24 protein-coding genes, 1 tRNA gene and 2 pseudogenes are annotated in these 25066 nt (G+C 68.8%); 11 read left to right on the top strand and 16 right to left on the bottom strand.

The window, feature by feature from the left end:
• The first annotated feature begins 11 nt into the window (after positions 1-11).
• The 8 genes from sufD (at position 12) to K6K41_RS28000 (ending at position 6393) form a co-directional block, all read left to right on the top strand.
• A complete protein-coding gene (sufD, locus tag K6K41_RS27965) occupies positions 12-1331 on the top strand; it encodes a Fe-S cluster assembly protein SufD (protein WP_261403231.1) in 1320 nt (439 codons plus the stop codon).
• A 3-nt stretch (positions 1332-1334) separates the two neighbouring features.
• Positions 1335-2024: a hypothetical protein gene (locus tag K6K41_RS27970; protein WP_261403232.1), complete on the top strand. Its 690-nt coding sequence runs from the start codon at positions 1335-1337 to the stop codon at positions 2022-2024.
• Positions 2025-2044: 20 nt separating this feature from the next.
• Entirely contained in the window at positions 2045-3295 is a 1251-nt protein-coding gene (locus K6K41_RS27975; RefSeq protein ID WP_261403233.1) for a cysteine desulfurase, read from the top strand.
• A 14-nt stretch (positions 3296-3309) separates the two neighbouring features.
• Positions 3310-3684, top strand: coding sequence for an SUF system Fe-S cluster assembly protein (locus tag K6K41_RS27980; protein ID WP_261403234.1), 375 nt, complete (start codon positions 3310-3312; stop codon positions 3682-3684).
• Positions 3685-3802: 118 nt separating this feature from the next.
• The gene (locus K6K41_RS27985; protein WP_261403235.1) at positions 3803-4183 is read left to right on the top strand and encodes a HesB/IscA family protein; all 381 of its coding nucleotides are present in this window, start codon (positions 3803-3805) and stop codon (positions 4181-4183) included.
• A 4-nt stretch (positions 4184-4187) separates the two neighbouring features.
• Positions 4188-4553: a TfoX/Sxy family protein gene (locus tag K6K41_RS27990; protein ID WP_261403236.1), complete on the top strand. Its 366-nt coding sequence runs from the start codon at positions 4188-4190 to the stop codon at positions 4551-4553.
• Entirely contained in the window at positions 4550-5272 is a 723-nt protein-coding gene (locus K6K41_RS27995) for a hypothetical protein (protein WP_261403237.1), read from the top strand. Before K6K41_RS27990 ends, K6K41_RS27995 begins: the two co-directional genes overlap by 4 nt.
• A gap of 14 nt (positions 5273-5286) precedes the next feature.
• Entirely contained in the window at positions 5287-6393 is a 1107-nt protein-coding gene (locus K6K41_RS28000; RefSeq protein WP_261403238.1) for an alkene reductase, read from the top strand.
• 29 nt (positions 6394-6422) lie between these two features.
• On the opposite strand, the gene K6K41_RS28005 is transcribed toward K6K41_RS28000, so the two are convergent.
• From K6K41_RS28005 to parE, 4 genes are all read right to left on the bottom strand, one after another.
• On the bottom strand, positions 6423-7487 hold the full coding sequence (locus K6K41_RS28005) for a GGDEF domain-containing protein (protein ID WP_261403239.1): 1065 nt from the start codon (positions 7485-7487) through the stop codon (positions 6423-6425).
• Positions 7488-7580: 93 nt separating this feature from the next.
• Positions 7581-9035 carry a DEAD/DEAH box helicase gene (locus K6K41_RS28010; RefSeq protein ID WP_261403240.1) on the bottom strand — a complete coding sequence of 485 codons (1455 nt, stop codon included), beginning with the start codon at positions 9033-9035 and terminating at the stop codon, positions 7581-7583.
• 276 nt (positions 9036-9311) lie between these two features.
• Entirely contained in the window at positions 9312-9836 is a 525-nt protein-coding gene (locus K6K41_RS28015; protein WP_261403241.1) for a hypothetical protein, read from the bottom strand.
• A gap of 81 nt (positions 9837-9917) precedes the next feature.
• Complete coding sequence (gene parE, locus K6K41_RS28020; RefSeq protein ID WP_261403242.1) at positions 9918-11957, bottom strand: DNA topoisomerase IV subunit B; 2040 nt, start codon at positions 11955-11957, stop codon at positions 9918-9920.
• Between the two features lie 371 nt (positions 11958-12328).
• Between parE and K6K41_RS28025 the strand changes: the two are divergent.
• Together K6K41_RS28025 and K6K41_RS28030 are read left to right on the top strand one after the other, a co-directional pair.
• A pseudogene (locus K6K41_RS28025) lies at positions 12329-13011 on the top strand (alpha/beta hydrolase).
• 178 nt (positions 13012-13189) lie between these two features.
• Complete coding sequence (locus K6K41_RS28030) at positions 13190-13498, top strand: hypothetical protein (RefSeq protein WP_261403243.1); 309 nt, start codon at positions 13190-13192, stop codon at positions 13496-13498.
• 31 nt (positions 13499-13529) lie between these two features.
• On the opposite strand, the gene mazG is transcribed toward K6K41_RS28030, so the two are convergent.
• The 11 genes and pseudogenes from mazG to K6K41_RS29905 form a co-directional block, all read right to left on the bottom strand.
• Entirely contained in the window at positions 13530-14363 is an 834-nt protein-coding gene (gene mazG, locus K6K41_RS28035) for a nucleoside triphosphate pyrophosphohydrolase (protein ID WP_261403244.1), read from the bottom strand.
• A 15-nt stretch (positions 14364-14378) separates the two neighbouring features.
• The gene (locus K6K41_RS28040; RefSeq protein ID WP_261403245.1) at positions 14379-14708 is read right to left on the bottom strand and encodes a low molecular weight protein tyrosine phosphatase family protein; all 330 of its coding nucleotides are present in this window, start codon (positions 14706-14708) and stop codon (positions 14379-14381) included.
• Positions 14709-14836: 128 nt separating this feature from the next.
• Complete coding sequence (locus K6K41_RS28045) at positions 14837-15337, bottom strand: saccharopine dehydrogenase family protein (RefSeq protein ID WP_261403246.1); 501 nt, start codon at positions 15335-15337, stop codon at positions 14837-14839.
• 109 nt (positions 15338-15446) lie between these two features.
• The gene (locus K6K41_RS28050) at positions 15447-15896 is read right to left on the bottom strand and encodes a saccharopine dehydrogenase NADP-binding domain-containing protein (RefSeq protein ID WP_261403247.1); all 450 of its coding nucleotides are present in this window, start codon (positions 15894-15896) and stop codon (positions 15447-15449) included.
• 153 nt (positions 15897-16049) lie between these two features.
• Entirely contained in the window at positions 16050-16850 is an 801-nt protein-coding gene (locus K6K41_RS28055) for an MBL fold metallo-hydrolase (protein WP_261403248.1), read from the bottom strand.
• Positions 16847-17659: a TatD family hydrolase gene (locus K6K41_RS28060; RefSeq protein WP_261403249.1), complete on the bottom strand. Its 813-nt coding sequence runs from the start codon at positions 17657-17659 to the stop codon at positions 16847-16849. The genes K6K41_RS28055 and K6K41_RS28060 overlap by 4 nt, the downstream gene beginning before the upstream one ends.
• A 58-nt stretch (positions 17660-17717) precedes the next feature.
• A pseudogene (gene metG / locus K6K41_RS28065) lies at positions 17718-19281 on the bottom strand (methionine--tRNA ligase).
• A 28-nt stretch (positions 19282-19309) separates the two neighbouring features.
• A complete protein-coding gene (locus K6K41_RS28070) occupies positions 19310-20371 on the bottom strand; it encodes a DNA polymerase III subunit delta' (protein ID WP_261403250.1) in 1062 nt (353 codons plus the stop codon).
• Entirely contained in the window at positions 20368-21036 is a 669-nt protein-coding gene (tmk, locus tag K6K41_RS28075) for a dTMP kinase (RefSeq protein WP_261403251.1), read from the bottom strand. Before tmk ends, K6K41_RS28070 begins: the two co-directional genes overlap by 4 nt.
• Entirely contained in the window at positions 21036-22235 is a 1200-nt protein-coding gene (locus K6K41_RS28080) for a D-alanyl-D-alanine carboxypeptidase family protein (protein ID WP_261403252.1), read from the bottom strand. Before K6K41_RS28080 ends, tmk begins: the two co-directional genes overlap by 1 nt.
• A 108-nt stretch (positions 22236-22343) precedes the next feature.
• Positions 22344-23624 (bottom strand): septal ring lytic transglycosylase RlpA family protein, encoded by a 1281-nt coding sequence (locus K6K41_RS29905; protein ID WP_315855108.1) that lies wholly within the window; start codon positions 23622-23624, stop codon positions 22344-22346.
• 335 nt (positions 23625-23959) lie between these two features.
• Here K6K41_RS29905 and K6K41_RS28090 point away from each other — a divergent pair.
• Positions 23960-24049, top strand: a tRNA-Ser gene (locus tag K6K41_RS28090).
• Positions 24050-24076: 27 nt separating this feature from the next.
• Here K6K41_RS28090 and K6K41_RS28095 read toward each other — a convergent pair.
• Entirely contained in the window at positions 24077-25027 is a 951-nt protein-coding gene (locus K6K41_RS28095; protein ID WP_261403253.1) for a phytanoyl-CoA dioxygenase family protein, read from the bottom strand.
• Between the last annotated feature and the right edge of the window lie 39 nt (positions 25028-25066).

A 25066-nucleotide genomic window follows, 5' to 3' on the forward strand; every position in this document is an offset into this window, starting at 1 on the left:
CGGACGACGGCATGAACGCTGACATCCGCCCCATCCGCACGGCCGCCGAGAGCTCGCTCGGCGACATCTTCGCCGCCGCGCGCGAAGAGCTGCCTGGCGGCGAAGCGGCGCTGAGGGTCCGCGACGAGGCTTTCGCGGTCGTCGGCCGCAAAGGTTTGCCCAACCGGCGCGTCGAGGACTGGAAGTACACCGACCTCCGCGCCCTCATGCGCGAAGCGCGTCCGCTCGCCGACACGCCGGGCGCCGACGAGGTGGAGGCCGCGCGCGCGCTGCTGCCGTTCGGCGAGGTGGCGGCGCGGCGCGTCGTGTTCGTCAACGGCCGGCTCTCGCCCGATCTCTCCGACATGGACACGCTGGAGGAGGGGCTCTCGATCGCGCCGCTCGCCGTCGCGCTCGCGGGCGACGCGGTTTCGGCGCTGGCTCTGAAGGGCGTTCCGAATGACAACGCTGTCGTGGCGCTGAACACGGCCTTTGCGGCCGACGGGCTGGTGATCGCCGTGTCGGACGGCGCGAAGATCGATCGCCCGATCCATGTCGCCAACATCCAGACCGGCGCGGCGCACGCATCGTACGGCCGCGTGCTGGTGTCGGTCGGCAAGGGCGGCTCGATCACGCTGATCGAAAGTCATGTGGGCGACAGCGGGGCGCATCAGACCAACACGCTCATCGGCCTCGACATCGCCGACGGCGCCTCGGCCAAGGTCTTGAAGCTCCAGGACGAAGGGCTCGGCACGCTGCATCTCGCAACGCTCGCCGCCCGCCTCGGCGCGAAGGCGTTTTTCGAGAGCGTCTCGCTTGCGACCGGTTCGTCGGCCGCGCGTCAGCAGATCTACCTCGATTTCGCCGGCGACAAGGCCAAGGCCGAAGTGTTCGGCGCGGGTCTCGCCGCCGGCGGCAAGCGGCATCTCGACACCACGCTCGTGATCGACCACCGCACGCTCGGCTGCTCAAGCCGCGAGCTGTTCAAGACCGCGCTCGACGGCGAGGCCCGCTCGGTGTTCCAGGGCCGCATCACGGTTCGCCCGGGCGCCCAGAAGACCGACGGCAAGATGATGGCGAACGCGCTGCTTCTGTCGGAGACCGCGGAAGCCGACGCCAAGCCCGAGCTCGAGATCTTCGCCGACGACGTGGTCTGCGGCCACGGAGCGACGGTCGGCGCGATCGACGACGAGCTGTTGTTCTACCTGATGGCCCGCGGAATCCCGAAAGCCGAAGCCGAGGGGCTGCTCGTCCAGGCCTTCGTGGGAGAGGCGCTCGAAAGCGTCGACGACGACGCGCTGCGCGACGCCCTGTCGGCCCGCGCAGAGCGCTGGCTCTCCGAGCGCGTTTGACCGGTGAGCCCGGCGGGCGAGCCGTCTCCTGAGGTTGGGAGCGGCTATTCGGCCGCTCTGCTCGCCCGGCATCTCACACTGTGCCTCACCCGCATGCGGCTCGTCGTGCGCGAAGCGTTCGAGGCGGGAGCAGGGTGGGGCGCGTTCGCGGCGATGACCGGCGCGAGCGCCGTGGCGATCGGCGTCGAGACCGCCATGCGCGAACACGCCGCGCCGCCGACCGATCCGCATCTGAGCGCCGAAGCGAGCGATTTCGCGATTCTCGGCGTCGGGACGTTCTGCCTGTTCGTCGTCATCGCCGTTTTTCTGACGCTCGTCTGGTGGTGCGCGGCGCGCCTGTTCGGCGCGAAAGTGACGCTCAGGACGAGCGCGATCGGCGTCGCGGCGGGCGCGCTTCCCCAGGTCGCGTGCAGCGCGGCCGTGATCGCGAGCGCTTTCGCGTTCCGGTTCCTGCTCGGCGCGGAGCAGGGCGTCGCCGCTCTCAACATCCTCGACTACGTGCTCATCCTGCCGCTGTTCGGCTACGGCCTCGTCGGCTATGCGGCCGCGACCGGGTTTTCGCTCGGGCAGGCCTTCGCGATCCAGGTCATCGGCGCGGTCGGCGGGGCGGCCTTGCTGTTCGGCGTGATCTCGGTCGGCGGGCTCGCCTTCGACCAGTCGCTCAACTGGCTCGTTCAGCTTGTTCTCGGCTGAAAAGCGTTTAAGTCAGGCGCATGTCACTCGCCGAAACCATCGCGCCCGCCGCGGCCTATGACGTCGAGCGCCTACGCGCCGACTTTCCGGCTCTGTCGCTGACGGTTCACGGCAAACCGCTCGTCTATCTCGACAACGGCGCATCGGCGCAGAAGCCGGTCCAGGTGCTGGACCGGATGCGCAGGGCCTACGAGTCCGAGTACTCCAACGTCCATCGCGGGCTGCACTACCTTGCGAACGCCGCCACGGAAGGTTTTGAGAACGCTCGCGAAAGCGTCCGGGCCTTTCTCAATGCGGCGACCATCGACGAGATCATCTTCACGCGTTCGGCCACCGAGTCGATCAATCTCGTGGCGAACGGCGTCGGCCTGTCCGGGATCGGGGAGGGCGACGAGATCGTCCTCCCCATCATGGAGCATCACTCCAACGTGGTGCCCTGGCACTTTCTGCGCGAGCGTCGCGGCGCGGTGCTGAAGTGGGTGCAGGTGCGCGAGGACGGCTCCTTCGACATCGAGGCCTTCGAGGCGGCTCTGAGCCCCCGCACGAAGTTCGTCGCCGTCACCCACATGTCGAACGTGCTCGGCACCGTGGTGCCCGTGAAGGAGGTCTGCCGCCTTGCCCATGAGCGCGGCGTGCCGGTGCTCGTCGACGGCAGCCAGGGCGCGGTCCATCTCGCGCCGGACGTCCGCGAGATCGACTGCGACTATTACGTCCTGACCGGCCACAAGGTGTACGGCCCGACCGGCATCGGCGTGCTCTACGGCAAGACCGCGGCGCTCAACGCCCTGCCGCCCTTCAACGGCGGCGGCGAGATGATCCGCGACGTGACCGAAGACAACGTCACTTACGGCGACCCTCCGCATCGCTTCGAGGCCGGCACGCCGCCGATCGTTCAGGCGATCGGCCTTGGGGCCGCGCTCGACTACATGCGCGGCGTCGGGCTCGAGGCGATCGCCGCCCATGAGGCCAAGCTCGGCGCCTATGCGATGGAGCGGCTTTCGCGCATCAACGCGGTGAAGATTTTCGGCCACGCGCGGGACAAGGGCGCGATCGTCGCCTTCAACGTCGAAGGCGCCCACGCCCATGACGTCGCGACCGTGCTCGACCGCTCCGGCGTCGCGGTGCGGGCCGGCACCCATTGCGCGCAGCCTCTGCTGAAGCGTCTCGGGGTCACCTCCACGTGCCGGGCGTCCTTCGCGCTTTACAACACGACCGATGAGGTCGATCGTCTCGCCGACGCGCTCGTCAAGGCGCGCGATCTGTTTGCGTGAGAAAGGCTTAAGCCATGAGCGACGCCGCAACGGCCGAGAAGCCCCAGACCGACGCGCAAGTCTCCGCGATTCCGCCGGAGGAGCTTGACCGGCTGACCGACGACATCATCGCGGCCTTGAAGACGGTCTACGATCCGGAAATCCCGGTCGACATCTATGAGCTCGGCCTCGTCTACCGCATCGACGTGGCGGACAACCGCGACATCGCGATCGACATGACGCTAACCGCCCCGGGCTGTCCGGTCGCCGGCGAAATGCCGGGCTGGGTGGAGAACGCCGTCGGCGCGGTTCCGGGCGTGGGCGCGGTCAAGGTCAAGATGACGTTCGACCCGCCGTGGGATCAGTCGCGCATGTCCGACGAGGCCCGCGTCGCGCTCGACATGTGGTGAGCCGCAAGCGGTCGCCGACGCTCGCCGGCAGGCTTCCCAGCCTCGCAAAACCCGCGGGTCGCGCTTATCTTCGAACGACATGGAGGGCGCGCGGACGCGTCCTCGAGGAGTTCCGCAAATGGCTCGCCCGCGCCCAAAAGTTCTGACGCTGACCGACCGCGCCGCCGATCGCGTGCGCGCGATCATCGCGCGCTCCGAGACGCCCGTCGCAGGCTTGCGCATCGGCGTCAAAACCGGCGGCTGCGCAGGGATGGAGTACGTGCTCGACTACGCCGCGCAAGCCGGGCCTGCCGACGAGGTCGTCGAGGACAAGGGCGTCACGGTGCTGATCGATCCGAAGGCGATCCTCTATCTGCTCGGCACCGAGATGGACTTCGTGACCGAGAAGATGACGCAGCGCTTCGTGTTCAACAATCCGAACCAGGTCTCGGCCTGCGGCTGCGGCGAGTCGGTCTCCATCACGCCGGCGCTGCCCGAAAGCTATCAGCCGGTCGCTTGACGACATGGATCAGGACCAGGCCGACGAACTCTTCGCAGCCTTCGGTCCGGTCCGCGTCAAGCGCATGTTCGGCGGCCACGGCCTCTACGCCGACGGCGTGATGTTCGGCCTCGTGGCGGACGACGAGATTTTTCTGAAAGCGGGCCCCTCGAACGCGCCGGACTTCGACGCCGAGGGCCTCGGCCCGTTCGCCTACGACACGAAGACCGGCCGCCACGTCATGACGTCGTATCGGCGCGCGCCCGAGCGAGCGCTTGACGATCCGGACGAGATGGCCGCTTGGGCGCGACGCTCGCTCGCGGCGGCCAAGGCCGGCAAAACGCCGAAACCTCGCTCAGAAAAACGTCCGCGAAAGAACGCAGCCGAATGAGCGCGGGCGAGGCCAAGAAGGCTGCGCCGCCGTCGAAAATCGACTGGGCGGTCACGCCGTTGGTCGGCGTAGGCCCCCTGCGCCTGGGAATGTCGACCGAGGAATGCGCGGCGATCCTCGGCGAGCCCGTAAAGCGCGTTCCGAGAGCCAAAGGGTTCCTGGAGTTTCGCGAGGTGATTCCGCGCAAGCTGCCGGTCCTGCTGTTCGAGTCCGACACGCTCGTGATGATCGATTTCGTGAAGCAGACGAAATCCCTTCGTCTCGACGACCTGTATCTCTTCAAGCTCACGCGGCAGGAAGCGATCGACGCCCTCATGGAGCGCCGCCATCGTGTTCGAGGATTTCGAGGGCTATCAGTTCCTCGATATCGGCCTGTCGATGACCTTCGCCAGGAATTTCCGGAGCGAGTCCAATATCGCGCTGACCAAGCGCAGCTATTACGAGAAAATCAGGAAACGTCAGCTCGAGAGCGGCCGGGGCCGCTACGTCAAGGGCGGAAGCGAGGCGAAGGCCTGAAGGAGGCCCGACGTCGAACCGGATGTCTCGGAATGGATCGGGCCGCGAGCAATCATTCCGGGTCTCAAGCCACAAGGCCCCGCGGCGGTGCAAGCGCGGATTTGCGCCGCAGATCGCCGCACCGCCCTTTGCCGCGGCGCACCATGGCCCCTATCTCCACTTCCGAAACCGGCGGACCGCTGATGGCCACGCCTGAACTGTGATTTGGAGATCATCCATGTCCGTCGACGCCTTGTTCGAGCCGCTGAAGCTCGGCCCTCTCGACCTTCCGAACCGCATCGTCATGGCGCCGTTGACGCGTTCGCGCGCCGACGCCAAGACGCTGGCTCCGCGCCAGATGAACGCCGACTACTATGCGCAGCGCGCCTCGGCGGGCCTCATCATCGCCGAGGCCACGCAGATCATGCCCGAGGGGCAGGGCTACGCCTGGACGCCCGGCATCTATTCCGACGAGCAGATCGCGGGCTGGAAGCTCGTCACCGACGCGGTCCACGCCAAGGGCGGGCGCATCGTGCTCCAGCTCTGGCATGTCGGCCGCATCTCGCATCCCGATATCCAGCCGGACGGCAAGCTGCCCGTCGCGCCCTCCGCCATCAAGCCGGAGGGCCAGGCTTTCACTACGGACGGCTTCAAGCCGATGGTGGAGCCGCGCGCGCTCGAGCTCGATGAAATCCCGGGCATCGTCGCCCAGTACGGCAAGGCGGCCGAAAACGCCCGCGCCGCCGGGTTCGACGGCGTCGAGGTCCATGGCGCGAACGGCTATCTGCTGGACCAGTTCTTGCGCGACGGGACCAATTATCGAACCGACGCCTATGGCGGGTCGATCGAGAACCGCTCCCGCTTCCTGATCGAGGCGGTCGAGGCGGCCGCAAACGCGATCGGCGCGGATCGCGTCGGCGTGCGCCTGTCTCCGCTCAGCCCCTTCAACGATATCTCGGACTCGAACCCGGAGCCGCTGTTCGTTCATGCGGTGGAGCGGCTGTCGGCGCTCGGCATCGCCTATCTCCACGTCATCGAGGGCGAGACCCAGGGAAATCGCACGCCAGAGGGCGGTTTCGACCTCGCCAAGCTGCGGAACGCCTTCAAGGGCGTCTACATCGGCAACAACAACTACGACGCGGCGCTCGCGGCCGAGCGGGTCTCAAGCGGCGCCGTGGACCTCGTCGCCTTCGGGCGGCCCTTCATCTCGAACCCCGATCTCGTGGAGCGCATCCGCGAAGGCGCTCCGCTCGCCGCCCTCGACAAGGCGACGCTCTATGGCGGCGGAGAGAAGGGCTATGTCGACTACCCGACGCTCGAGGGCGCGACGCTCAGCGCGGCGTAACCTGACTTGGTCTCGGCAGGTCGCCGACGTCAGGCGACCTGACCGGCCATGTCGGCGGTGACGCGCGGATCGTCTTCGGAGACCACGAGGTTCCGACCGCCGCGCTTGGCGAGATACATGCAGCGGTCGGCGCGATCGATGATCGTCTGGCCGCTGTCGCCGCGACGCCAGGTGGCCGCGCCGATCGAAACCGTGATGCGGCCGAGATGCTCGCCGGTCGAGCGCTTCACCAGATCCTTCGTCATGACCGCGCGGCGGATGCGCTCGGCGACGGCGACCGCGCCGGCGAGCGGGGTGTCGATCAAGACGATGGCGAACTCCTCGCCGCCGAAGCGCGCGGCGAGGTCCTGGCCCTTGACGTTCTGCTTCAGCGCCTGAGCGACGAGGCGGAGCACCTGGTCGCCGGTGAGGTGGCCGTAATTGTCGTTGAACGCCTTGAAGTGATCGATGTCGATCACGAGCACCGAGAACCTCTGGCCCTTGGCCGCGTCGGCGATCGAGGAGTCGAGCGTGCCCTGCAGGAATTTCCGGTTGGCGAGGCCCGTCAGCGGATCGGTGAGGGACTCGGCGCGGATGACCTCCAGCGTGTTGTGGAGCTCCTGCATCTCGTCCTGGGAATTGGCGAGCAGCGACTCGAACTCGCGCGTGCGCGCGACCATCGCGTTTGTGGCCGAGACCATCGCGCGCGCCAAACCGCCCAGAACCTTGCCGGTGTCGCCGAGGCCTTCGGCTTCGCCGGCGAGACGCTCCAGCGTGTCGGAATAGCCGCCGTTCGCCTCTCGGGCGTTCTTCAGGACGTCCGTGACTTCCGAGATTTCGCTGAGGATCCGCGTGCCGATGTTGTCGACGCGCTCGGAAAGGCGCAGCGGCGAAAGATAGGTCTCGTAGAGAAGATCAAGATCCTGCTCGGACAGGAGAGGGGCCCGCTCAAGCGCCTCGTTGATCGCGCGGTTCAGCGCCGAGTTGTAGCCCGTGGCGTAGGTGTACCAGAGCTCGTAGTTGCGAGGGTAAGCCGGATGCCTGTGCGCGCGCAGGCGCTGAATCGCCGCGTCGCTGAATGCGATCGTGCGGTCGAAATCATTCACACGCGCCATGGTTGCAGTTCCCCCTGCAGGCGTATCCGCCCACGAGGGCATCTTCGGCGCCCACAGTGAATCTTCTCTTAAACTTCACAAAAGCGTCAAAGCTTACGCGCGCTTGAGACGCACCGGCTTTAGAAGGAACGCGGGGACGTGGTCGCCGAGGCCGACGACACGGCCTTCGTTGGCCTCGCGAGGCGCCGGCTCGCCGTTTCGCGCATAGGGCGCAGCAGGCGCCGTGTCGCGGGATTTCGGCGCGGCCTGCTCGGCGACCTTGTCGGGGCGACGCGATTTCGGACGCGCCTCGCTTGGCTTTTCCTCGCGGACGGCAGGCTTGGCGGCCTTGGCGGGTCTCTCGGCCTTGGCGGGCTGCTCGGACCGGCGGCCAGACCGGGCGCGGCCTCGCCGTCCGCCCGCCGCGGCCATCTCGTCCTCTTCAAGCGCGTCGCCCTGCCAGGCGATCTTGGAGCCGGTGAGCTGCTCGATCGCGCCGAGGTTCTTGCCGTCCGACGGCGCGACCAGCGTCAGTGAGACGCCGTTCTTGCCGGCGCGGCCGGTGCGCCCGATGCGGTGGACGTAGTCCTCGGCGTGAATCGGCACGTCGTAGTTCACGACGTGGCTGACGTCCGGAATGTCGAGGCCGCGCGCCGCGACGTCGCTTGCGACCAGCAACTCGACGTCGCCGGTCTTGAACCGGTCGAGCGCGGCCATGCGGGCCCGCTGATCCATGTCGCCATGAAGCGCGGCGACGTTGAAGCCGTGCTTCTCGAGCGACTTGTGAACCACGCCGATGTCGCGCTTGCGGTTGCAGAACACGATCGCGTTCTTGAAGTTTTCCTGGCTCCGGAGCGCGCGGCGGAGCGCGTCGCGCTTCTCGGAGGCGTCGTCGCTCGCGCGCACCAGCAGCTGGGTGATGTTGGCCGAAGACGTATTGGGCCGGGCGACCTCAATGCGCTCGGGATCGCGCAGGAACTGCTCGGTGAGGCGCTGGATCTCCGGCGGCATGGTGGCGGAGAAGAACAGCGTCTGGCGCGCCGGCGGGATGAGCTTGCAGATGCGCTCGATGTCCGGGATGAAGCCCATGTCGAGCATGCGGTCGGCCTCGTCGATCACGAGGATCTCGATGCCGGTCAGCAGCAGACGACCGCGCTCAAAATGGTCGAGCAGGCGGCCGGGCGTCGCGATCAGAACATCGACGCCGCGCGTCAGCTTGGCGTCCTGGTCGCCGAACGACACGCCGCCGATCAGCAGCGCCATGTTCAGTTTGTGGTTCTGGCCGTAGCGGGTGAAGTTCTCCTCGACCTGCGCCGCGAGTTCGCGCGTCGGCTCGAGGATCAGCGTGCGGGGCATGCGCGCGCGGGCGCGGCCGCTTTCGAGCCGGGTGAGCATCGGCAGCGTGAAAGAGGCCGTCTTGCCCGTGCCGGTCTGGGCGATGCCCAGAACGTCGCGGCGGGCGAGCACGTGGGGAATGGCGGCCGCCTGGATGGGCGTAGGCGCCGTGTAGCCGGAGGCTTCGACGGCGGCGAGCACCTTCGGGCTGAGGCCGAGTTCGGAAAAGCTCATTGGGTCCTTAAGGCATTGCGATCGAGGACGGCGGCGCCATGGGCGGGTCGCCTTGGGACTGTCGCGCCGAGCGGCGGTAAGCTCCACGATCGCGTTGGGAAATGAGGGTTTTGGCCCCGTTTGTCAATGCGGGACGCAGTTTAGCGGGCGGTTTCGCCGCGCTGAGCGCGCCCGCGCACGTAAAGGCGACGTCGCGCAGCCGAAGTTTTCGGTCGATCCGGCGCGTGGAACGATGGTCCGACTGTGGCTATAGGGGCAGGGGGAGCCCCATCCGGATCAGTTCGTGGCGGGGCCGAAGCGCGCGTCTCCCGGCTCGCCGATCACCAGCACCCAGGTGTCGCTCAGGCCGTCGGCGTCCCGCAGCGTGTCGATGAACATTGTGACGCCGCCGCGGTCCTCCGGCTCGGCCCGCATGTCGCCGAAGGTGAGCTTGGCGGCCTCCTCGTCGTTCAGCTCCACCGCGTTCACCACGCGTCCGTCAGGTTCGGCGAGCCATTGGACCGTGAGCTTCTGGCGGTCGCCCTCGAAGGTGCCGATCACCCGCGAAAAGCCCTTCTGGCCGTTCGCCTCCCAGCCTCCCGCGATCCGCATCGCCCAGACCCTGGCGGGCACGCCGATGCGGTCGCCGCCGGCTGCGGGGGCCTCGGACGCCCCGGCCTCAGGCGTCACCGGGACCGGATCGATCTTGTCGGGCGGCGTCGTCTGCGACGGCGCGGCAGGCGAGGGGGCCTGCGCGAGCGACGGCCCGGCCGCGGCGGCGCAGGCCAGGGCGGCGATGAACAGGATGGTCGCAGGTCGCATCGGGCGCCTCCTAAGGGTTGGCGTCAGGCCCCTATAGCGGTTCACGTTCGCCAGAGGCGCGCCCTGCGGGCGCACGACCGGTCAAATGTCGATGAGGTCGCCCGCGAAGGCCGCGCGCTCCTGGATGAAGCGGAACCTCGCTTCGGGCTTGGTCCCCATCAGCCGGTCGACAGCGTCGCGGGTGCCCTCGCCGTCCTCCTCGTCGATGGCGACACGCAGCAGGGTGCGCTTGGCCGGCGCCATGGTGGTGTCGCGAAGCTGCGCCGGCATCATCTCGCCCAGACCCTTGAAGCGGCCGATATCCACCTTCTTGCCCTTGAACTTCTTGGCCAGAAGCTCGTCCTTGTGGGCGTCGTCGCGGGCATAGACCGTCTCGCTGCCGACGGTGAGCCGGTAGAGCGGAGGGACGGCGAGGAAGAGATGGCCGTGGCGGATCAGCTCCGGCAGCTCGCGATAGAAAAACGTCATCAGGAGCGAGGCGATGTGCGCGCCGTCGACGTCTGCGTCGGTCATCACCACGACGCGGTCGTAGCGCAGATCGGCGTCGAGATAACGGCTGCGCGTCCCGCAACCAAGCGCGAGCATCAGGTCGGCGAGCTGTTGGTTCTGGGCGAGCTTGTCCGCGCCGGCGCTTGCGACGTTGAGGATCTTTCCGCGCAATGGCAGCACCGCCTGGGTGGCGCGGTCGCGCGCCTGCTTGGCGGAGCCGCCGGCCGAGTCGCCCTCGACGATGAAGAGCTCCGAGCCCTTCGAGCCCGCTTGACTGCAGTCGGCGAGCTTGCCGGGCAGGCGCAGCTTCTTGGTGGCGGACTTGCGGGCGACGTCGCGCTCCTGGCGGCGCCGCATGCGGTCCTCGCCCCGCAGGATGACGGCCTCGAGCAGACGGGTCGCGGCCTGCGGGGAGGCCGCAAGCCAGTGGTCGAAGGCGTCCTTGACCGCCGTCTCGACGATGCGGGCGGCTTCGGGCGTCGCAAGCCGCTCCTTTGTCTGGCCCTGGAACTCGGGTTCGCGCACGAACACGGAGAGCATGGCGCCCGCGCCCGCCATCACGTCCTCGGCGGTCAGGATCGAGGCGCGCTTGACGTTGGTGAGCTCGGCGTAGGCCTTGAGGCCGCGCAGCAGCGCGGTGCGCAGGCCAAGCTCGTGGGTGCCGCCGTCCGGCGTCGGGATCGTGTTGCAGTAGGAGCGCGAGAACCCGTCGTCGCCGTCGTCGGTCCAGGCGACGGCCCATTCGACGCCGCCATGGCCGCCGGCGCGGTTGTGGGAGCCTGCGAAGATCTCGGCCGCAAGGCTGCGCTCATTGAGACTGACGCCGAGAAACTCCTTCAGGCCGCCGGGAAAGTGCAGAGTGGCGCGCTCCGGCGCCGCGTCGGCGTCGCCCAGGAGCTCGGGCGCGCAGGTCCAGCGGATCTCGACGCCGGAGAACAGGTAAGCCTTGGAGCGCGCCATGCGGTAGAGCCGCCCCGGCAGAAGGCGCGCGCCCTCGCCGAAGATCTGAGGGTCGGGCCGGAAACGGACCTTCGTGCCGCGCCGGTTCTGGATCGCGCCAACCTCGACCAGAGGCCCGAGCGGCACGCCGCGCGAAAAGACCTGGCGGTAGAGCCGCTGGTTTCGCGCCACCTCGATCTCGACGCTTTCGGACAACGCGTTCACCACCGAGACGCCGACGCCGTGCAGGCCGCCGGAGGTCTCGTAGACCTTGCCGTCGAACTTTCCGCCCGAGTGCAGGGTGGTCATGATGACTTCGAGCGCCGACTTGCCCGGAAACTTCGGGTGGGGATCGATCGGGATGCCGCGCCCGTTGTCGGTCACCGCCACCGAGCCGTCGGACAGCGCCTCGACCGCGATGAAGGTGGCGTGGCCCGCCACCGCCTCGTCCATGGCGTTGTCGATCACCTCGGCGAAGAGGTGATGCAGCGCCTTCTCGTCCGTGCCGCCGATATACATGCCCGGCCGGCGGCGCACCGGCTCGAGGCCCTCGAGCACTTCGATGCTGGCGGCGGTGTAGCCGGCTTCGCCCACAGGAACGAACGGCGTGGCGGCGGACTTGGCCTCGCGTGCGGCGCCGCGCCGCGGCTCCTCAGCGGTCGGCCCCGCAAAAAGGTCATTGGATTTCACCATATCGGTCCTGTGACGTTCGCCGATTCGCCTGCGTGGGCTCGCGCGCAAGAATGGCATGGCTCGGCCCGTCGCGCGTGACGGACTGCAAGGATCGCAGGGGAATGCGTAAGGATCCGACGAGACAAGTCAGCCCGCAGGCCCGCATGCTGCGCGCGTTCCTGCGCCATGTGGTGAAGCATCATATCAATGGCGAGCAGGATCTGCTCCGTCTGCGGAAAAACGGCGACGCCGTCGCGGTGTTCGCGCCCGACGCGCCTCGCGGCGTCACCCGACGGCGCGCGCGTCTCGGCGGGCTCGCCTGCGACAGGCACGAACCGCGCGGCGGAGCGGGCAGGGGCGTCGTGCTCTACCTTCACGGCGGCGGCTTCGTGATGGGCTCCTCTCGCACGCATCGCGGCATTTCCGGACGCCTCGCGCGGGGCGTCGGGGCCGCGGTCTACACGATCGACTACCGGCTCGCGCCCGAGCATCCCTATCCGTGCGCTCTCGAAGACGCCGCGACCGCGTATCGCGCTCTGTTGGCCACGGGATCGATCCGTCCCGGATGGCGGTTGTCGGCGACAGCGCGGGCGGCAATCTCGCTTTCGCGCTGATGCTGAAACTGAAAGGCGAGGGGGTCTGTCTCCCCGCCGCCGTCGTCGGCCTCTCTCCCTTCGTCGACATGACGGGCAGCGGCGCCAGCATGACCGCCAACGCCACGCTCGATCCGTTTCTGGACGTGGTTCGGCTTCCGGACGTGGTCGGCGCTTACGCCCCGGGCCTCGATCCGCTCGATCCGCTCCTGTCGCCGCTGTTCGGCGACCTCCAAGGCCTGCCGCCGAGCTTCATCCAATGCGGCGGCGACGAGATCCTGCTCGACGACGCGACGCGGATGCACGCCGCCCTGCTGGCCGCAGGCGTCGCGTCGAAACTGGAGGTCTGGCCGCGCATGCCGCATGTCTGGCAGGCCTTCGCTCGCTTCCTGCCGGAGGGTCGCGAGGCGATCGACCACATCACGGCATTTCTACGCGACCAGATCGGAAAAGAGCCGATACCCGCGGACGTTGCGGCCTAAGGCGCTCTCCGGGGCTGCGGCGTTCTGACTCATGCGCGGCCCTTCCGGGGCGAAACTGAGTCATCTCAACGACGTCCGCCCGGCGGCCAGCCGTAGAACCATAAGGTTGCGTTAAAACGTGGTTTGACGGCCCCGAACGAGGCGTGAGAAACTCTCCCTGTTCCGGGGGATTATCCTTATGTCTCAATTACTTATAGCGGGCGCGACTGCCGCGCCCGTCAAGGATTCGTCGTCCCTCGAAACGCCGACGCTGCTTGCGCGCTCCGATGAGCCCGACGGCGTCGAATGCTCCGACAACCTCGCCTTCGTGCGTGAGGTCCGGACACTGATGAATACGATCCTCGGCTATTCCGAGATCATCGAGGATCGCGACGTCGACCTCACGGACGCGCAGCGGGCGGCGTTCGGAGACATCGCCGCGACCTCGGGCGAATTGCTCGCCGAACAGCTTCGCCGCCGCAGCGAGGAGCTTCGGCTGGCGTCCTGATCGGGCTCAAAGGGGCAAGGGGCTGCGCGCCCTACTCCGCGGCCTTGGCCGCCTTCTCCCGAGCCTTGGCTTCGTTCCAGAGCCCGTCCATCTCCCAAAGGTCGCTGTCGGCGGGGGTCCGCCCTTGGGCGGCGAGCGCGGCCTCGATCGCGCGAAAACGGCGCTCGAACTTGGCGTTGGACCGCCGGATCGCAGCCTCCGGGTCCACGCCGGTGTGGCGCGCAAGGTTCGCCACGGCGCAAAGCAGGTCGCCGATCTCGTCCTCGATCGCGTCCCTGTCGCCGGACGCCACCGCCTCGGCCACCTCGCGGCCTTCTTCCTCGACCTTGCCGACCACCAGAGACACGTCGTCCCAGTCGAAGCCGACGGTCGCGGCCTTCTGCTGGAGCTTGATCGCACGGGTGAGGCCGGGGAGGGCGGCCGGGATTCCGTCGAGCAGGCCCGCGGCCCTCGCCGGTTCCTCGCCGCGCTCGGCCGCCCGCGTCGCCTTCTCTTGCGCCTTGATCTGCTCCCACTGCGCCTCGACGGCCGGCGTCGCCATGCCGCCCTTGTCGCCGAACACATGCGGGTGCCGTCGGATCATCTTGGCGGTGATCGCCTCCACCACGTCGCCGAACGCGAAGGCGCCGGTCTCCTCGGCGAGTCTTGCGTGGTAGGCGACCTGGAGCAGCAGGTCCCCGAGCTCGTCGCGAAGGTCGAGCATGTCGGCGCGCGCGATGGCGTCCGCCACCTCGTAGGCCTCCTCGATCGTGTAGGGGGCGATCGTCGAAAAGTCCTGCGCCAGGTCCCACGGGCAGCCGGTCGCCGGCGTACGGAGCGCCGCCATGATCTCGATCAGGCGCGCGACGTCTCGGGAGGACTGCATGACGGGCTCCGGGATTCAGCGAAGATGCGGCCCCGCACGCGCGTTCAGCAAAGCCACGAGGCGAGGGTCCATGAAGTCGAAGTCGTCCGGAATGTCGAGGCACAGGATCCGCGCATGTCCCACATGCCGGCGGAACCGGCGAGACAGCGCCGCCCGATGCCGCTTCTCCATGACGAAAATGATTTCGGCCCAGTCCAACAGTTCCGGCGTCACCGGCTCTTCCGCGTCTGGCGCCAGACCCGCGGAGGCGACTTCGAGATCGGTCCTGGTCCCAAACACGCTCTCGGCGGTCGGGCTGCGGAGACGATTGCGGCTGCAGAGAAAGAGGACGCGCCGGACCGCCATCAATCCACCTCCAGAGCCGGACCCATGAGTCGCATAAGATATATTATGGAACATTCCGATGGGTGAAGTTGATGGCGAGGCGTCAGGATGGCCTCGCGGAAGCGATCCTGCAACGGTCCGCCATGACGTCAGGAAACGTCAATCCGCTCAACATCATCGAACGACAATATGAAGTTTGCGCCGAACGCCGTGGCCGGCGTCTGGTAGCCGGTCGGGCATTCTCCAGCCGCGACGCGGCGCGCGATCTCGACGGCGGTCCAGGCGGTCAGCCGATAGGCTTCCGGCGCGATCAGACGGCTCACCGCATGGCCTCCGGCGGCGTCCCAGGCCTCGGCCACGATGAGGCTTTGGCCTGCCAGCCGCTCGTCTTCGGATGGGCCGGGCGGCATGGCGCGCTCGATCAGGCGGTTCAGCGCGCCGCGCACGAGCGCCGTGCCGACGAGCCGCCGCGCGAAGCCCGGCATGGCGGCGGCGCGGCGCATGGGCGGCGTCGCCTCGAAGGCGACGTCGATGTCCGGGACGCCGGTCGAGCGATAGGCGGTCGAGACGTCGCCCCAGCCGACGCCGACCGTGGGACGCGGACCGTCGCCGAAATCGGCGACGCCGGGCGGCGCGGCGTCGAGCGTCACGATCCGTCCGCCGCGGCGCGCGCGCAGCCGTCGCCGATCGCCTCCAGCATGGTTTTGGCCGTCCCTCGGCTCGCCGAACCGAGCCCGCCGAAACCGCCGATCGACAGCTTCAGCCGTGTCGCGCCGGGCAGGCGGCCGACGACGTGGGCCGCGAGACAGTCGCTCGGAGCGACGTCAAAGCCGGCGCCGGGAGCAGGGCGACTCCCCTGCCCCTCGCCTCGGAGTCGCGCGCCGACAGCGCTTCGAACACGTCGATCTCGCCGGTGACGTCGACGTAATGGACGCCCGCCGCAAGGCACGCCTCGACCATCGGCCGCGCCGTGGCGGAGAACGGGCCGGCGCAATTGAGGACGGTAGAGACGCCCGTCAGGCCCGCTGCGATCGCCGCCCGGTCGCCGAGCGCAAAACTGCGCGCTTCGAGGCCGAGCCTCAGCGCGAGCCGATCGACGCGATCGGCGTTCCTGCCGGCGAGGATCGGGCTGAGGCCCCGGCCGGCCGCGTGCTCGGCGCAGAGTTCGCCCGTATAGCCGGTCGCGCCATAGAACAGGATGTCGGTCATCGGCGGTCCACGGTCGGCGGGACGGCGTGCTTCGAGACGCCGCCTTGCAGGCGGCTCCTCAGCATGAGGGAAGTTTGCGCGTGCATTGATTCAACGCCCCTCATGCTGAGGAGCCGGCCATCGGGCCGGCGTCTCGAAGCACGCAGTTCCCGCTCAGCCAGTCTCAATGACCATCCCGTCGAACGCCACATCGATCCCGGGCGGCAGCCTGTCCTTCAGCGTCCGGTAGTCGAGATCGGTGTGGAGGTTGGTGAGGATCGCCCGGCGCGGACGGAACCGTTCGATCGCGGCGAGCGCGTCCGACAGCGAGAAATGGCTCGGATGCGGCGTCTCGCGCAGAGCGTCGATGATCCAGAGATCAAGACCCGACAGAGCCTCTTCGGACTCCGGCGGGATTCCGTTGACGTCCGGCGTGTAGGCGAGGGCGCCGAAGCGAAAGCCGAGCGCGCGATAGGCGCGGCCGTGCATGAGGTCGATCGGCAGCGCCTCGATCGCGCCGCCCTCCCCGTCGATCGAAACGGCGCGGCCGTGCTCGATCCTCCGGTCGGTCAGGATCGGCGGATAGTCGCTGCCCGGCGGGCACTCATAGGCGTAGCCGAAGCGCGTCTTCAGCACCTCAAAGGTGCGCGCGTCCGACCAGACGTCCATCCGGCGGCGCATCTTGAGGACGAGCGGCCTCAGGTCGTCGACGCCGTGCGTGTGGTCGGCGTGGTCGTGGGTGACGAGGACGCCGTCGAGATGGCGGACGTCGGCGCCGATCAGCTGGTCGCGAAGGTCGGGGCCGACGTCGACGAGAACCGAGGTCACGCCTTCGGGCGACGTCCGCTCGACCAGCAGCGCGCAGCGGCGGCGACGGTTCCTGGGCTCGGCCGGGTCGCACGCGCCCCAGCCGACCGCGACGCGCGGCACGCCGCCGGACGACCCGCAACCGAGGATCGTGACCCGCAAGCTCATGCCGCGTCGGCGCCCTTCGGCGTCACTAGAGAGTGTCGCTTCACCTTGTTGAACAAACGAAAGAAATTGTCCGTCGTGATGCGCGCGGCCTCGGCCTCGCTCCAGCCCCGCACCTTGGCGAGCGTCGCCGCGGTGCGGACCGTGTGCGCCGGTTCGTTGCGCTTGCCGCGGAAGGGTTCAGGCGCGAGGTAGGGCGCGTCGGTCTCGACCAGCAGCCGGTCGGCCGGCACTTCGGCCGCGATGGCGCGCAGCTCCTCGGAGCGCTTGAACGTCAGGATGCCGGAGAACGAGACGTAGAGCCCGAGAGCCACGCCCCGCCGGGCGAGCTCGGCGCCGGACGAGAAGCAGTGCAGGACGGCCGGGAAAGCCCCTTTCCCCGTCTCCTCCTCGAGCACCTCGATCATGCGCTCGTCTGCGGCGCGAGCGTGGATGACGAGCGGCAGCTTCGTCTCCCGCGCGGCGGCGATGTGCGTGCGTAAGCTCGCCTCCTGTGCCGCGTAGTCGCCCTCGTAATGGTAGTCGAGGCCCGCCTCGCCGATGCCCGCGATCTTCGGGTGGCCGGACAGCCGCACGAGCTCTTCGAGCGTGACGTCGAGCTCCTCATGCGCGTTGTGCGGATGGGTGCCGACCGTGCCCCAGACGCTGTCATGCGCCTCGACGAGCGCGAGGATCTGCTCGAACCGTCGCACGCGGGTGGAGATCGTCACCATGAGGCCGACTCCGGCCGCATGGGCCCGCGCCACGACCTGATCGACCTCGGGGGCGAAGTCCGGGAAGTCCAGGTGGCAATGGCTGTCGACGATGGTCATGCCGCCGCTCCTTGATCCTCACCCGCCAACGCAGGGGAGGAAAAGGAAACGCCGCCGCTCATTGCGCGGCCTCGGGCGTCGGCTCGACGTAGCGCGGAACACAGGCTGCGGCGTGGGAAGCTCGGCGCCGGGCGCGAGCCGCCTGCCAGCCTCCAGCGCGTTGAAATTCCGATCGCTTTCCGCCGCCGCCAGAAGGTCGAGCAACTTTCCGGCCGCCGTCGGCACGAAGGGCTGCGCCAGCAACGCGACGATCCGCACCGTCTCGGCGGTGACGTAGAGCACCGTCGCCATCCGCTCCGGGTCGGTCTTCTTCAGTGACCACGGCTGCTCGTTGGCGAAGTAGCGGTTGGCTTCCGCCACCACCGCCCAGATGCCCGCCAGCGCCGAATGCAGCGCGAGGTCGTCGAAGGCCTTGCGTGTCTTCGCCAAAAGCGCGTCGGCGGCGTCGAGCATTGCCTGGTCGGCCTGCGTGAACGCGCCGGGCGTCGGCGCCCTGCCCTCGCAGTTCTTCGCGATCATCGACAGCGAGCGCTGCGCGAGGTTGCCGAGATCGTTGGCGAGGTCGGCGTTGATGCGCCCGATGATCGCCTCGTGGCTGTAGGAGCCGTCCTGCCCGAACGGCGCCTCGCGCAGCAGAAAATACCGCACGGCGTCGACGCCATAGCCTTCTGCGATCGCGAACGGATCGACGACGTTGCCGACCGACTTCGACATCTTCTCTCCGCGGACATTCAGAAATCCGTGGGCGAAGACGCGCTTGGGCAGCGGAATGGCCGGCAGACATCAGGAAGGCCGGCCAGAACACCGTGTGAAAGGCGGATGATGTCCTTGCCGATGACGTGCAGGTCAGCGGGCCAGTAGCGCCAGAGGTCCGAGGCCTCGTCAGGGAAGCCCGCGCCGGTGATATAGTTGGTGAGCGCGTCGACCCAGACATACATGACGTGCTTCGGGTCGTCCGGCACCGGCACGCCCCAGTCGAACGTCGTGCGGCTGATCGAAAGATCGGTGAGGCCGCGCTTCACGAAGGCCGTCACCTCGTTGCGGCGCGCGTCCGGGCCGATGAAGTTCGGCTGGTCCTCGTAGAGTTTCAGCAGCCGGTCCTGATAGGCGGAGAGGCGGAAGAAGTAGCTCTCCTCCTTCACCCACTCGACCGGCGCGCCGGTCGGCGCCCTGCGGGTTCCGTCCTCGGCGAGCGTCGTCTCGCTCTCGTCGAAATAGGCCTCGTCGCGGACCGAGTACCAACCTTCGTATTTGCCGAGGTAGACGTCGCCGCTGGCGGCCATCCGCCTCCACAGCTCCTGGCTCGCGGAGTAGTGGTCCTTGTCGGTGGTGCGGATGAAGCGGTCGAACGAGATTCCGTAGAGCTCGTCCATCGCCTTGAAGCGCGCGGCGTTCTTGGTCGCCCAGTCGAACGGCGTCACGCCCTCGCGCGCGGCCGTCTGGGACATCTTCAGCCCATGCTCGTCGGTGCCGGTGAGCAAACGGACGTCGCGGCCGTCGAGCTTGTGAAAGCGCGCGATCGCGTCGGTCGCGATCGCCTCGTAGGCGTGGCCGATATGCGGCGCGCCGTTCGGATAGGAGATCGCGGTGGTGACGTAGAAAGGCGTCTTGGCGTCCGGCATCGCTGGTCCCAGAGCTCAGGGGCCCGCGTCAGCGGCGCACGAGGCCGGAGAGCTCGGTCAGCGTCTCGAGGACGAAGGGCCGACGGTCGAGGTTGAAGATCTCGACCTCGCGGGCGGCGCGGGCCGTCTTTTCCCATACCTCCGCAAAGCGCGCAAGGCGCGGCTCCCGCACTGCGGCGCCTGCGCGGGCGCGATCGTGCAGCCAATCCTGGACGAGGCCGACGAAGAGCGCGAACCGCTCCTCCGCGCCGCGCTTGGCGAGGTCCTCGGCGAGCGCGTGAGTGGCCTTGACGTCGATCGAGGGCAGCCGGTCGAGCAGACCCGAAACCGTGCGCCGAAGCGAAGCGCCGTCGCTCGCGAGCAAAGACAGCGCCCGGGCGACGCTGCCCTCGGACAGCTCCGCCGCTGACACCAAGGCCTCCTCCTCGTGCTCCTCGGCGATTTCGGGCAAGCCTCGTAGGATTTCGGCGACCTCGGCGACGCCGAGCGGCCGCAGCGCGAGCGTCCGGCAGCGCGAGCGCACCGGCGCCGGCAGCAGGCGAGGGGTCGCGGAGACCAGCAGGAAGATCGCGCGCGGCGGCGGCTCCTCCAGCACCTTGAGCAGGGCGTTTGCGGCCGCGCCGTTGAGGTCGTCGGCGGCGTCCACGATCGCGACGCGCCAGCCCCCCTCCCCGGCGGTCGAGCCGAAAAAGCCGGTCGCCCGCCGCACGTCGTCGACGCGGATTTCGCCGTAATGGGTCTTGCGATCGGCGTTCCAACCGCGGCGCAACAACAGCAGGTCCGGATGCGACAGCCGCGCGATCCGCCGCGCCGCGGGAGCGTCGAACGGGACGGAAAGATCTCGGGCGGCGGCGACTTCGGTCGAGGCGTCGGGATGCGACAGGGCGAAGCGCGCCATGCGGTAGGCAAGCGTCGCCTTGCCGACGCCCTCGGGTCCGGTGAGCAGCCAGGCGTGATGCATCCGGCCGGACGTGAAGGCGGAGACGAGTTCACGCTCGGCCGCCGCGTGCCCAACGAGCCGCTCGGTCTCGCGCGGATGCGGGCAACCGTCGCGGCGGTCGGCTTCGGGCGGTCCGTCGGGCTCGATCATTCGGCCGCTCCTGCGGCCGGCATGGCGACGGCGAGACCCAGCCGGCGCGAGACTGCCTCCCAGACCCGCTCCGCGACCTGGTCCTCGGACCCCTCCGCGTCGATCAACGCGCAGCGCTCCGGCTCGGACTTCGCGATCGCGCGGAAGGCGTCGCGCAGCCGCTCGTGGAATGTGAGGTTCTCGGCTTCGAAGCGATCCGCCGTCGCGCCCTCCCCGGCTCGCTTGCGCGCCCGGGCGAGGCCGCTCGCGGGCGAGGCGTCGAGCACGAGGGTGATGTCCGGCCGGCAGCCATGGGCGGCGACGTCAGCGAGCGCGCGAATGGTCTCGGGCGGAACTCCCCCGAGCGCGCCCTGGTAGGCGGCGGTGGAGTCGATGAAGCGGTCGCACAGCACGTCGTCGCCGCGTGCGATCGCCGGCCGGATCACCCGGTCGACATGGTCGGCGCGGGCGGAAGCGACCAGGATCGTTTCGGCGAGCGGTCCGAACCGCTTCGCCCCGCCTCCGAGCAGCGTCTCGCGCAGCGCCTCGGCGCGCGGCGAGCCGCCGGGCTCGCGCGTCACCACCACCTCGCGGCCAAGCGCACGAAGCCGTGCGGCGAGCAGACGGATCTGGGTCGACTTGCCGACCCCCTCCCCGCCTTCGAAGGTGACGAAACGACCGGGCATCACATCCTGTCGGCGAGCTGGCCGACCCAGCCGCCGACAAGCTCCATCGCGCCGTCGAAGGCGCGCCGGGGAAGATCGCCATGCGGCACGTCCGCGCCCGCCGTCAGCGGGGTCTCGACAATCAGCGTCTCTCCGCGCCAGACCTTCAGCACGCCGATGCGCGTTCCCTTCGCGATCGGCGCCGTCACCGGCCCGGCGTAGTCGACCCGGGCCGCCACGCGGGCGTCGTCGCCCTTCGGCGTCAGCAGGTCGATGGCGCGCTCTGAGACCAGCGGCACATAGAGCGAGGAGCCTCCGAAGACGCGGGCCTCGGCGACCGGCGCGTTCTGCTCGAACAGGCGTCGCTGTTCGAAGGCAGAAAAGCCCCAATCGAGCAGCTTGCGGGCCTGTTCAGCCCGGTCCTTGGCGGTTTCGAGGCCGTTCAGAACGATGATCAAACGACGTCCGTCGCGCACCGCGGACCCCACGAGGCCATAACCGGAATCCTCGGTGTAGCCGGTCTTGAGCCCGTCGGCGCCCTGGTAATCGGCGAGCAGCGGATTGCGGTTGCGCTGGGTGATCTTGCTCCAGGTGAACTCCGGCTCGGCGAAGATCCTGTATTGCTCCGGATAGGCTTCGATGAGATGCGCGGCGAGCCGCGCGGAGTCGCGCGCGGTCATCTTCTGGTCCGGGTCCGGCTGGCCGGTCGCGTTCCGGAAAGTCGAGCGCGACAGACCGAGCTCCTTCGCCCGGCGGTTCATCTCGTCGGCGAAGGCCTGCTCGGACCCCGACAGGCCGACCGCAAGCGTGATCGCCGCGTCGTTGCCGGACTGGACGATGACGCCGCGCAGCAGATCGGCGACCGAGACCTCGGAATTGAGCTTGGCGAACATCGTCGAGGAACGCGAAGGCGCGCCCCCGCGCCGCCAGGCGTCCTCGGTGATGCGGAACGTCTGTTCGCGCTTCAACCGGCCCTCGGCGAGCGCCTTGAAGACGAGCTCGAGCGTCATGAGCGTCGCGACGCTCGCAGGCGGCGACGGCAGGTCCGCCTGTTTGGCGAAGAGCACCGAGCCCGCGGTCTCGTCGTAGAGGAAGGCGATCGGAGCGTCGGTGGGCGACGCGGGCTTGGCCGGCTCTTTGGCGACGGCCTGGACGGCGACGAGCGCGCTGACAAGCGCTGCGGCCGCGGCCCTGGCGAAGCGACCGGTTCGGAACGTCATCACGACCATCGCGCCAAAACCCTTACGCTCACTGGCCAGAAGATACGGCGCGATCGTCCCCCGCACAATCGGCGCGGCGCGACGCGGCTCGCTTTCCAGGAGACAGGGTTATCGGTCGGCGCCGGAGCGCAGGCGCGGCGCGAAGGCGTCGAAGCTGTCGAAACCGGCCGCGATGCGCGACGTGACGTCGACCGACGCCGTCTGGACGGGAGCCGGGGCGACCGAAACCGGAGCCGCGCTCGCGAGCACCGGCTCGGCGGGCGCCACCACGCGCGGCTTCTGCGCGGGCGCGCCGGTGATCGCCGCCGGCATCGAGGCGAGAGCAGGGTTGGGCGCAGCGTAGGCCGCGGGAGCGCCCGCGGGCTGCGGCGCGGCCGCCGCGACCTGAGTCGGCGTCTGGGTCTTCTTCGCTTGCGAGAAGGTCGGCAGCGCCTTGCCGACAGCCGCCGTCGCGCTCGAGGCCGCGTCGGACGCCTTCGCCACCACCGCGGACGCCGACGTCGTCACGAAGGCGGCGGACTTCGTCACCGCGGCGCTCGCCACCGCATAGGCGCGGCCGCCATAGCCGAGCGATTCGTTGGCGAGATCCTGGTCCGACACCGGCGCCATGGCGAGCTGCTGTCCGGGCGCGGCGGTCGGATGACCGAACTCCTGGTAGGACGCGAGCAGCCTGCGGTCGTCGCTGCCGGACTCCGGCGCCGGGCCGATGAGATCGAGCTTCACGTTGCCGACGCCGCCGTGCCGGAAGCCGAGAACGTCGGCGGTGCGCCGCGAAACGTCGATCACGCGGTTTCCGTGGAACGGGCCGCGGTCGTTGACGCGCACGACGATCGAGCGGCCGTTCGAGACGTTGGTGACGCGCACATAGGACGGCAGCGGAAACTTGCGGTGGGCGGCGGTGAACCCGCCCATGTCGAAGCGTTCGCCATTCGCGGTCGGCCGGCCATGGAAGCGCGAGCCGTACCAGGAGGCGAGCCCGCCGCCCGACCGCCCGATCTTCGCCGTCGAGGCCGTCCTTACGGCGGCTGGCGCGGGGACAGGCGCCGGCGCGGCCGCCACGACAGGCTGGGAGGCTCCCGCCGGACCTGCGGCGGCCGGAGCCGCGGCGGCGGTCTGCACCGTCTGCGCCTGCCCGGGAGCGGCCGCCACGACATCGGCGCTCGCCGACGCGCCGACCGAGACGCCCGCCTGCTCGGCCGTCGCCGGCGTCTGCGAAGACGCGACGCCCCGCTCATGCGCCGAACACGCCGCGAGGCCGCCGCACAAAAGCGCAGCCGCCGCGACGCGGGCGGCGCCCCCCGAAAGTTCGCTGATGATGGAGACGCGAGGATCGTCGACGACGGAGCCGGCAAGCTGCAGAGCCTTTCGGCGAGCGCCGGCGTCGATCATCAATTCCGTCCCCGTATTCCCCCGAGAGACCGCAGGCGTGGACCTCGTCGGCCCTGCCCTGCGCCGCCGACGTCAATCGACGTCCGCCGCCTTCTCGAGACAAGGCGACCGTCACCGGATCGCCATGTTTCCACGTCCACGTGGCCGCCAGAATATGGCGTGAATGCGGCAAAACAAGCCGGAATTAACGGATCGGACACCACGTCAGGGCGTTTTGACGGTCACATGCGCGCCAGCGCCGACCCAAGGTTGCGAACGCCAAACCCGTTATCGCGACGCGAGGCGCGACGATGTGGTTGCGGCGCGCCTCGGCTTGGCCCAAAGAATGGCGCGCCGGAAGGGTGGCCGAGTGGTTTAAGGCAGCGGTCTTGAAAACCGCCGTGGGGGCGACTCCACCGTGGGTTCGAATCCCACCCCTTCCGCCACTTTGCCGGTCCGCCGCAGGCCGCCGACTAAGTCGGGCCTGAGCCGATCGCGCCCACGCTGAACTCGCGTTCGTCCTCGGGCTCGATCGGCTGGTCGAGGATCACCGCGCTGCTGCGAACCGGCAGCGAGACCCGGATGACGCGCAGCCACAGGGGCTGGCGCGCTCCGACGATCTTGAGGGCCCGCAAATCCCCAGCGGGCGCCTTCGCGATGAAATCGTTGCGGCAGGCCGAGACGAGTTCGACGCCGTCCGAGAACACGCGGAGCCCCTGCTCCGCGAGCGACATCCCGCAGGGCTGCACCTTGTTCGTGCCCGAAAGCGAGTCGTTGTCCGCGAGCGTGATCCAGATGTCGCCGTCCTTCAGCGTGCGGATCAGCCGGGACGCGTCGCGCTTGTTGATGGCGGTGTAATGACCGCCTTCGATCGCCCGCCCCTTCAGGTCGGCGGGATCGACAGTGCGATAGTCATGCTCTGTCTCCCGACCTCGGTACGCCTCGAAGCGAGGGGAAAAATCCTCGAACGGATCGTCGCCCGGCGTCTCGCGCGCAAGCTCGCCGACATTCGGCAGGAAGTAGTCGCAGAGGAGCGCGTAGCGGATGCGCCGGCGCCTGTTGAGGCTCGGGGCGTGAAGCAGGCGGTGGTGGATCAGAATCGCGTCGCCGGCCGCCCCGGAAAGCTCCACCGGCTCGAGGCGGCGATAACGCTTCATGATTTCCCGGTAGGAATCCCGAGCGATGAAATCGACCTTCGACTCGAACGCGGGATAAAGGTCGCGATGGCTGCCGGGCCACACCAGAAGCCCGCCGCCGCCCGGCCGGACGTCCTGCAGGTAGGTGGTCGCGATGATCTGGACCGGGTGAGCCTCGACATGCGGGAGGGCGTAGCGCGCGGCGTCTTCGGACCCTTGAAACGGCACGATCAGGTAAAGGCCCCGGTAGCGCGGACGCGTCGGCCGGCCGATCAGCGAGGCGATCATCTTCTCGAACGGCGACTTTCGGCCGAACGTGGCGTTGGC

The sequence above is a fragment of the Chenggangzhangella methanolivorans genome (assembly GCF_019797865.1).
Taxonomy (GTDB): domain Bacteria; phylum Pseudomonadota; class Alphaproteobacteria; order Rhizobiales; family Methylopilaceae; genus Methylopila; species Methylopila methanolivorans.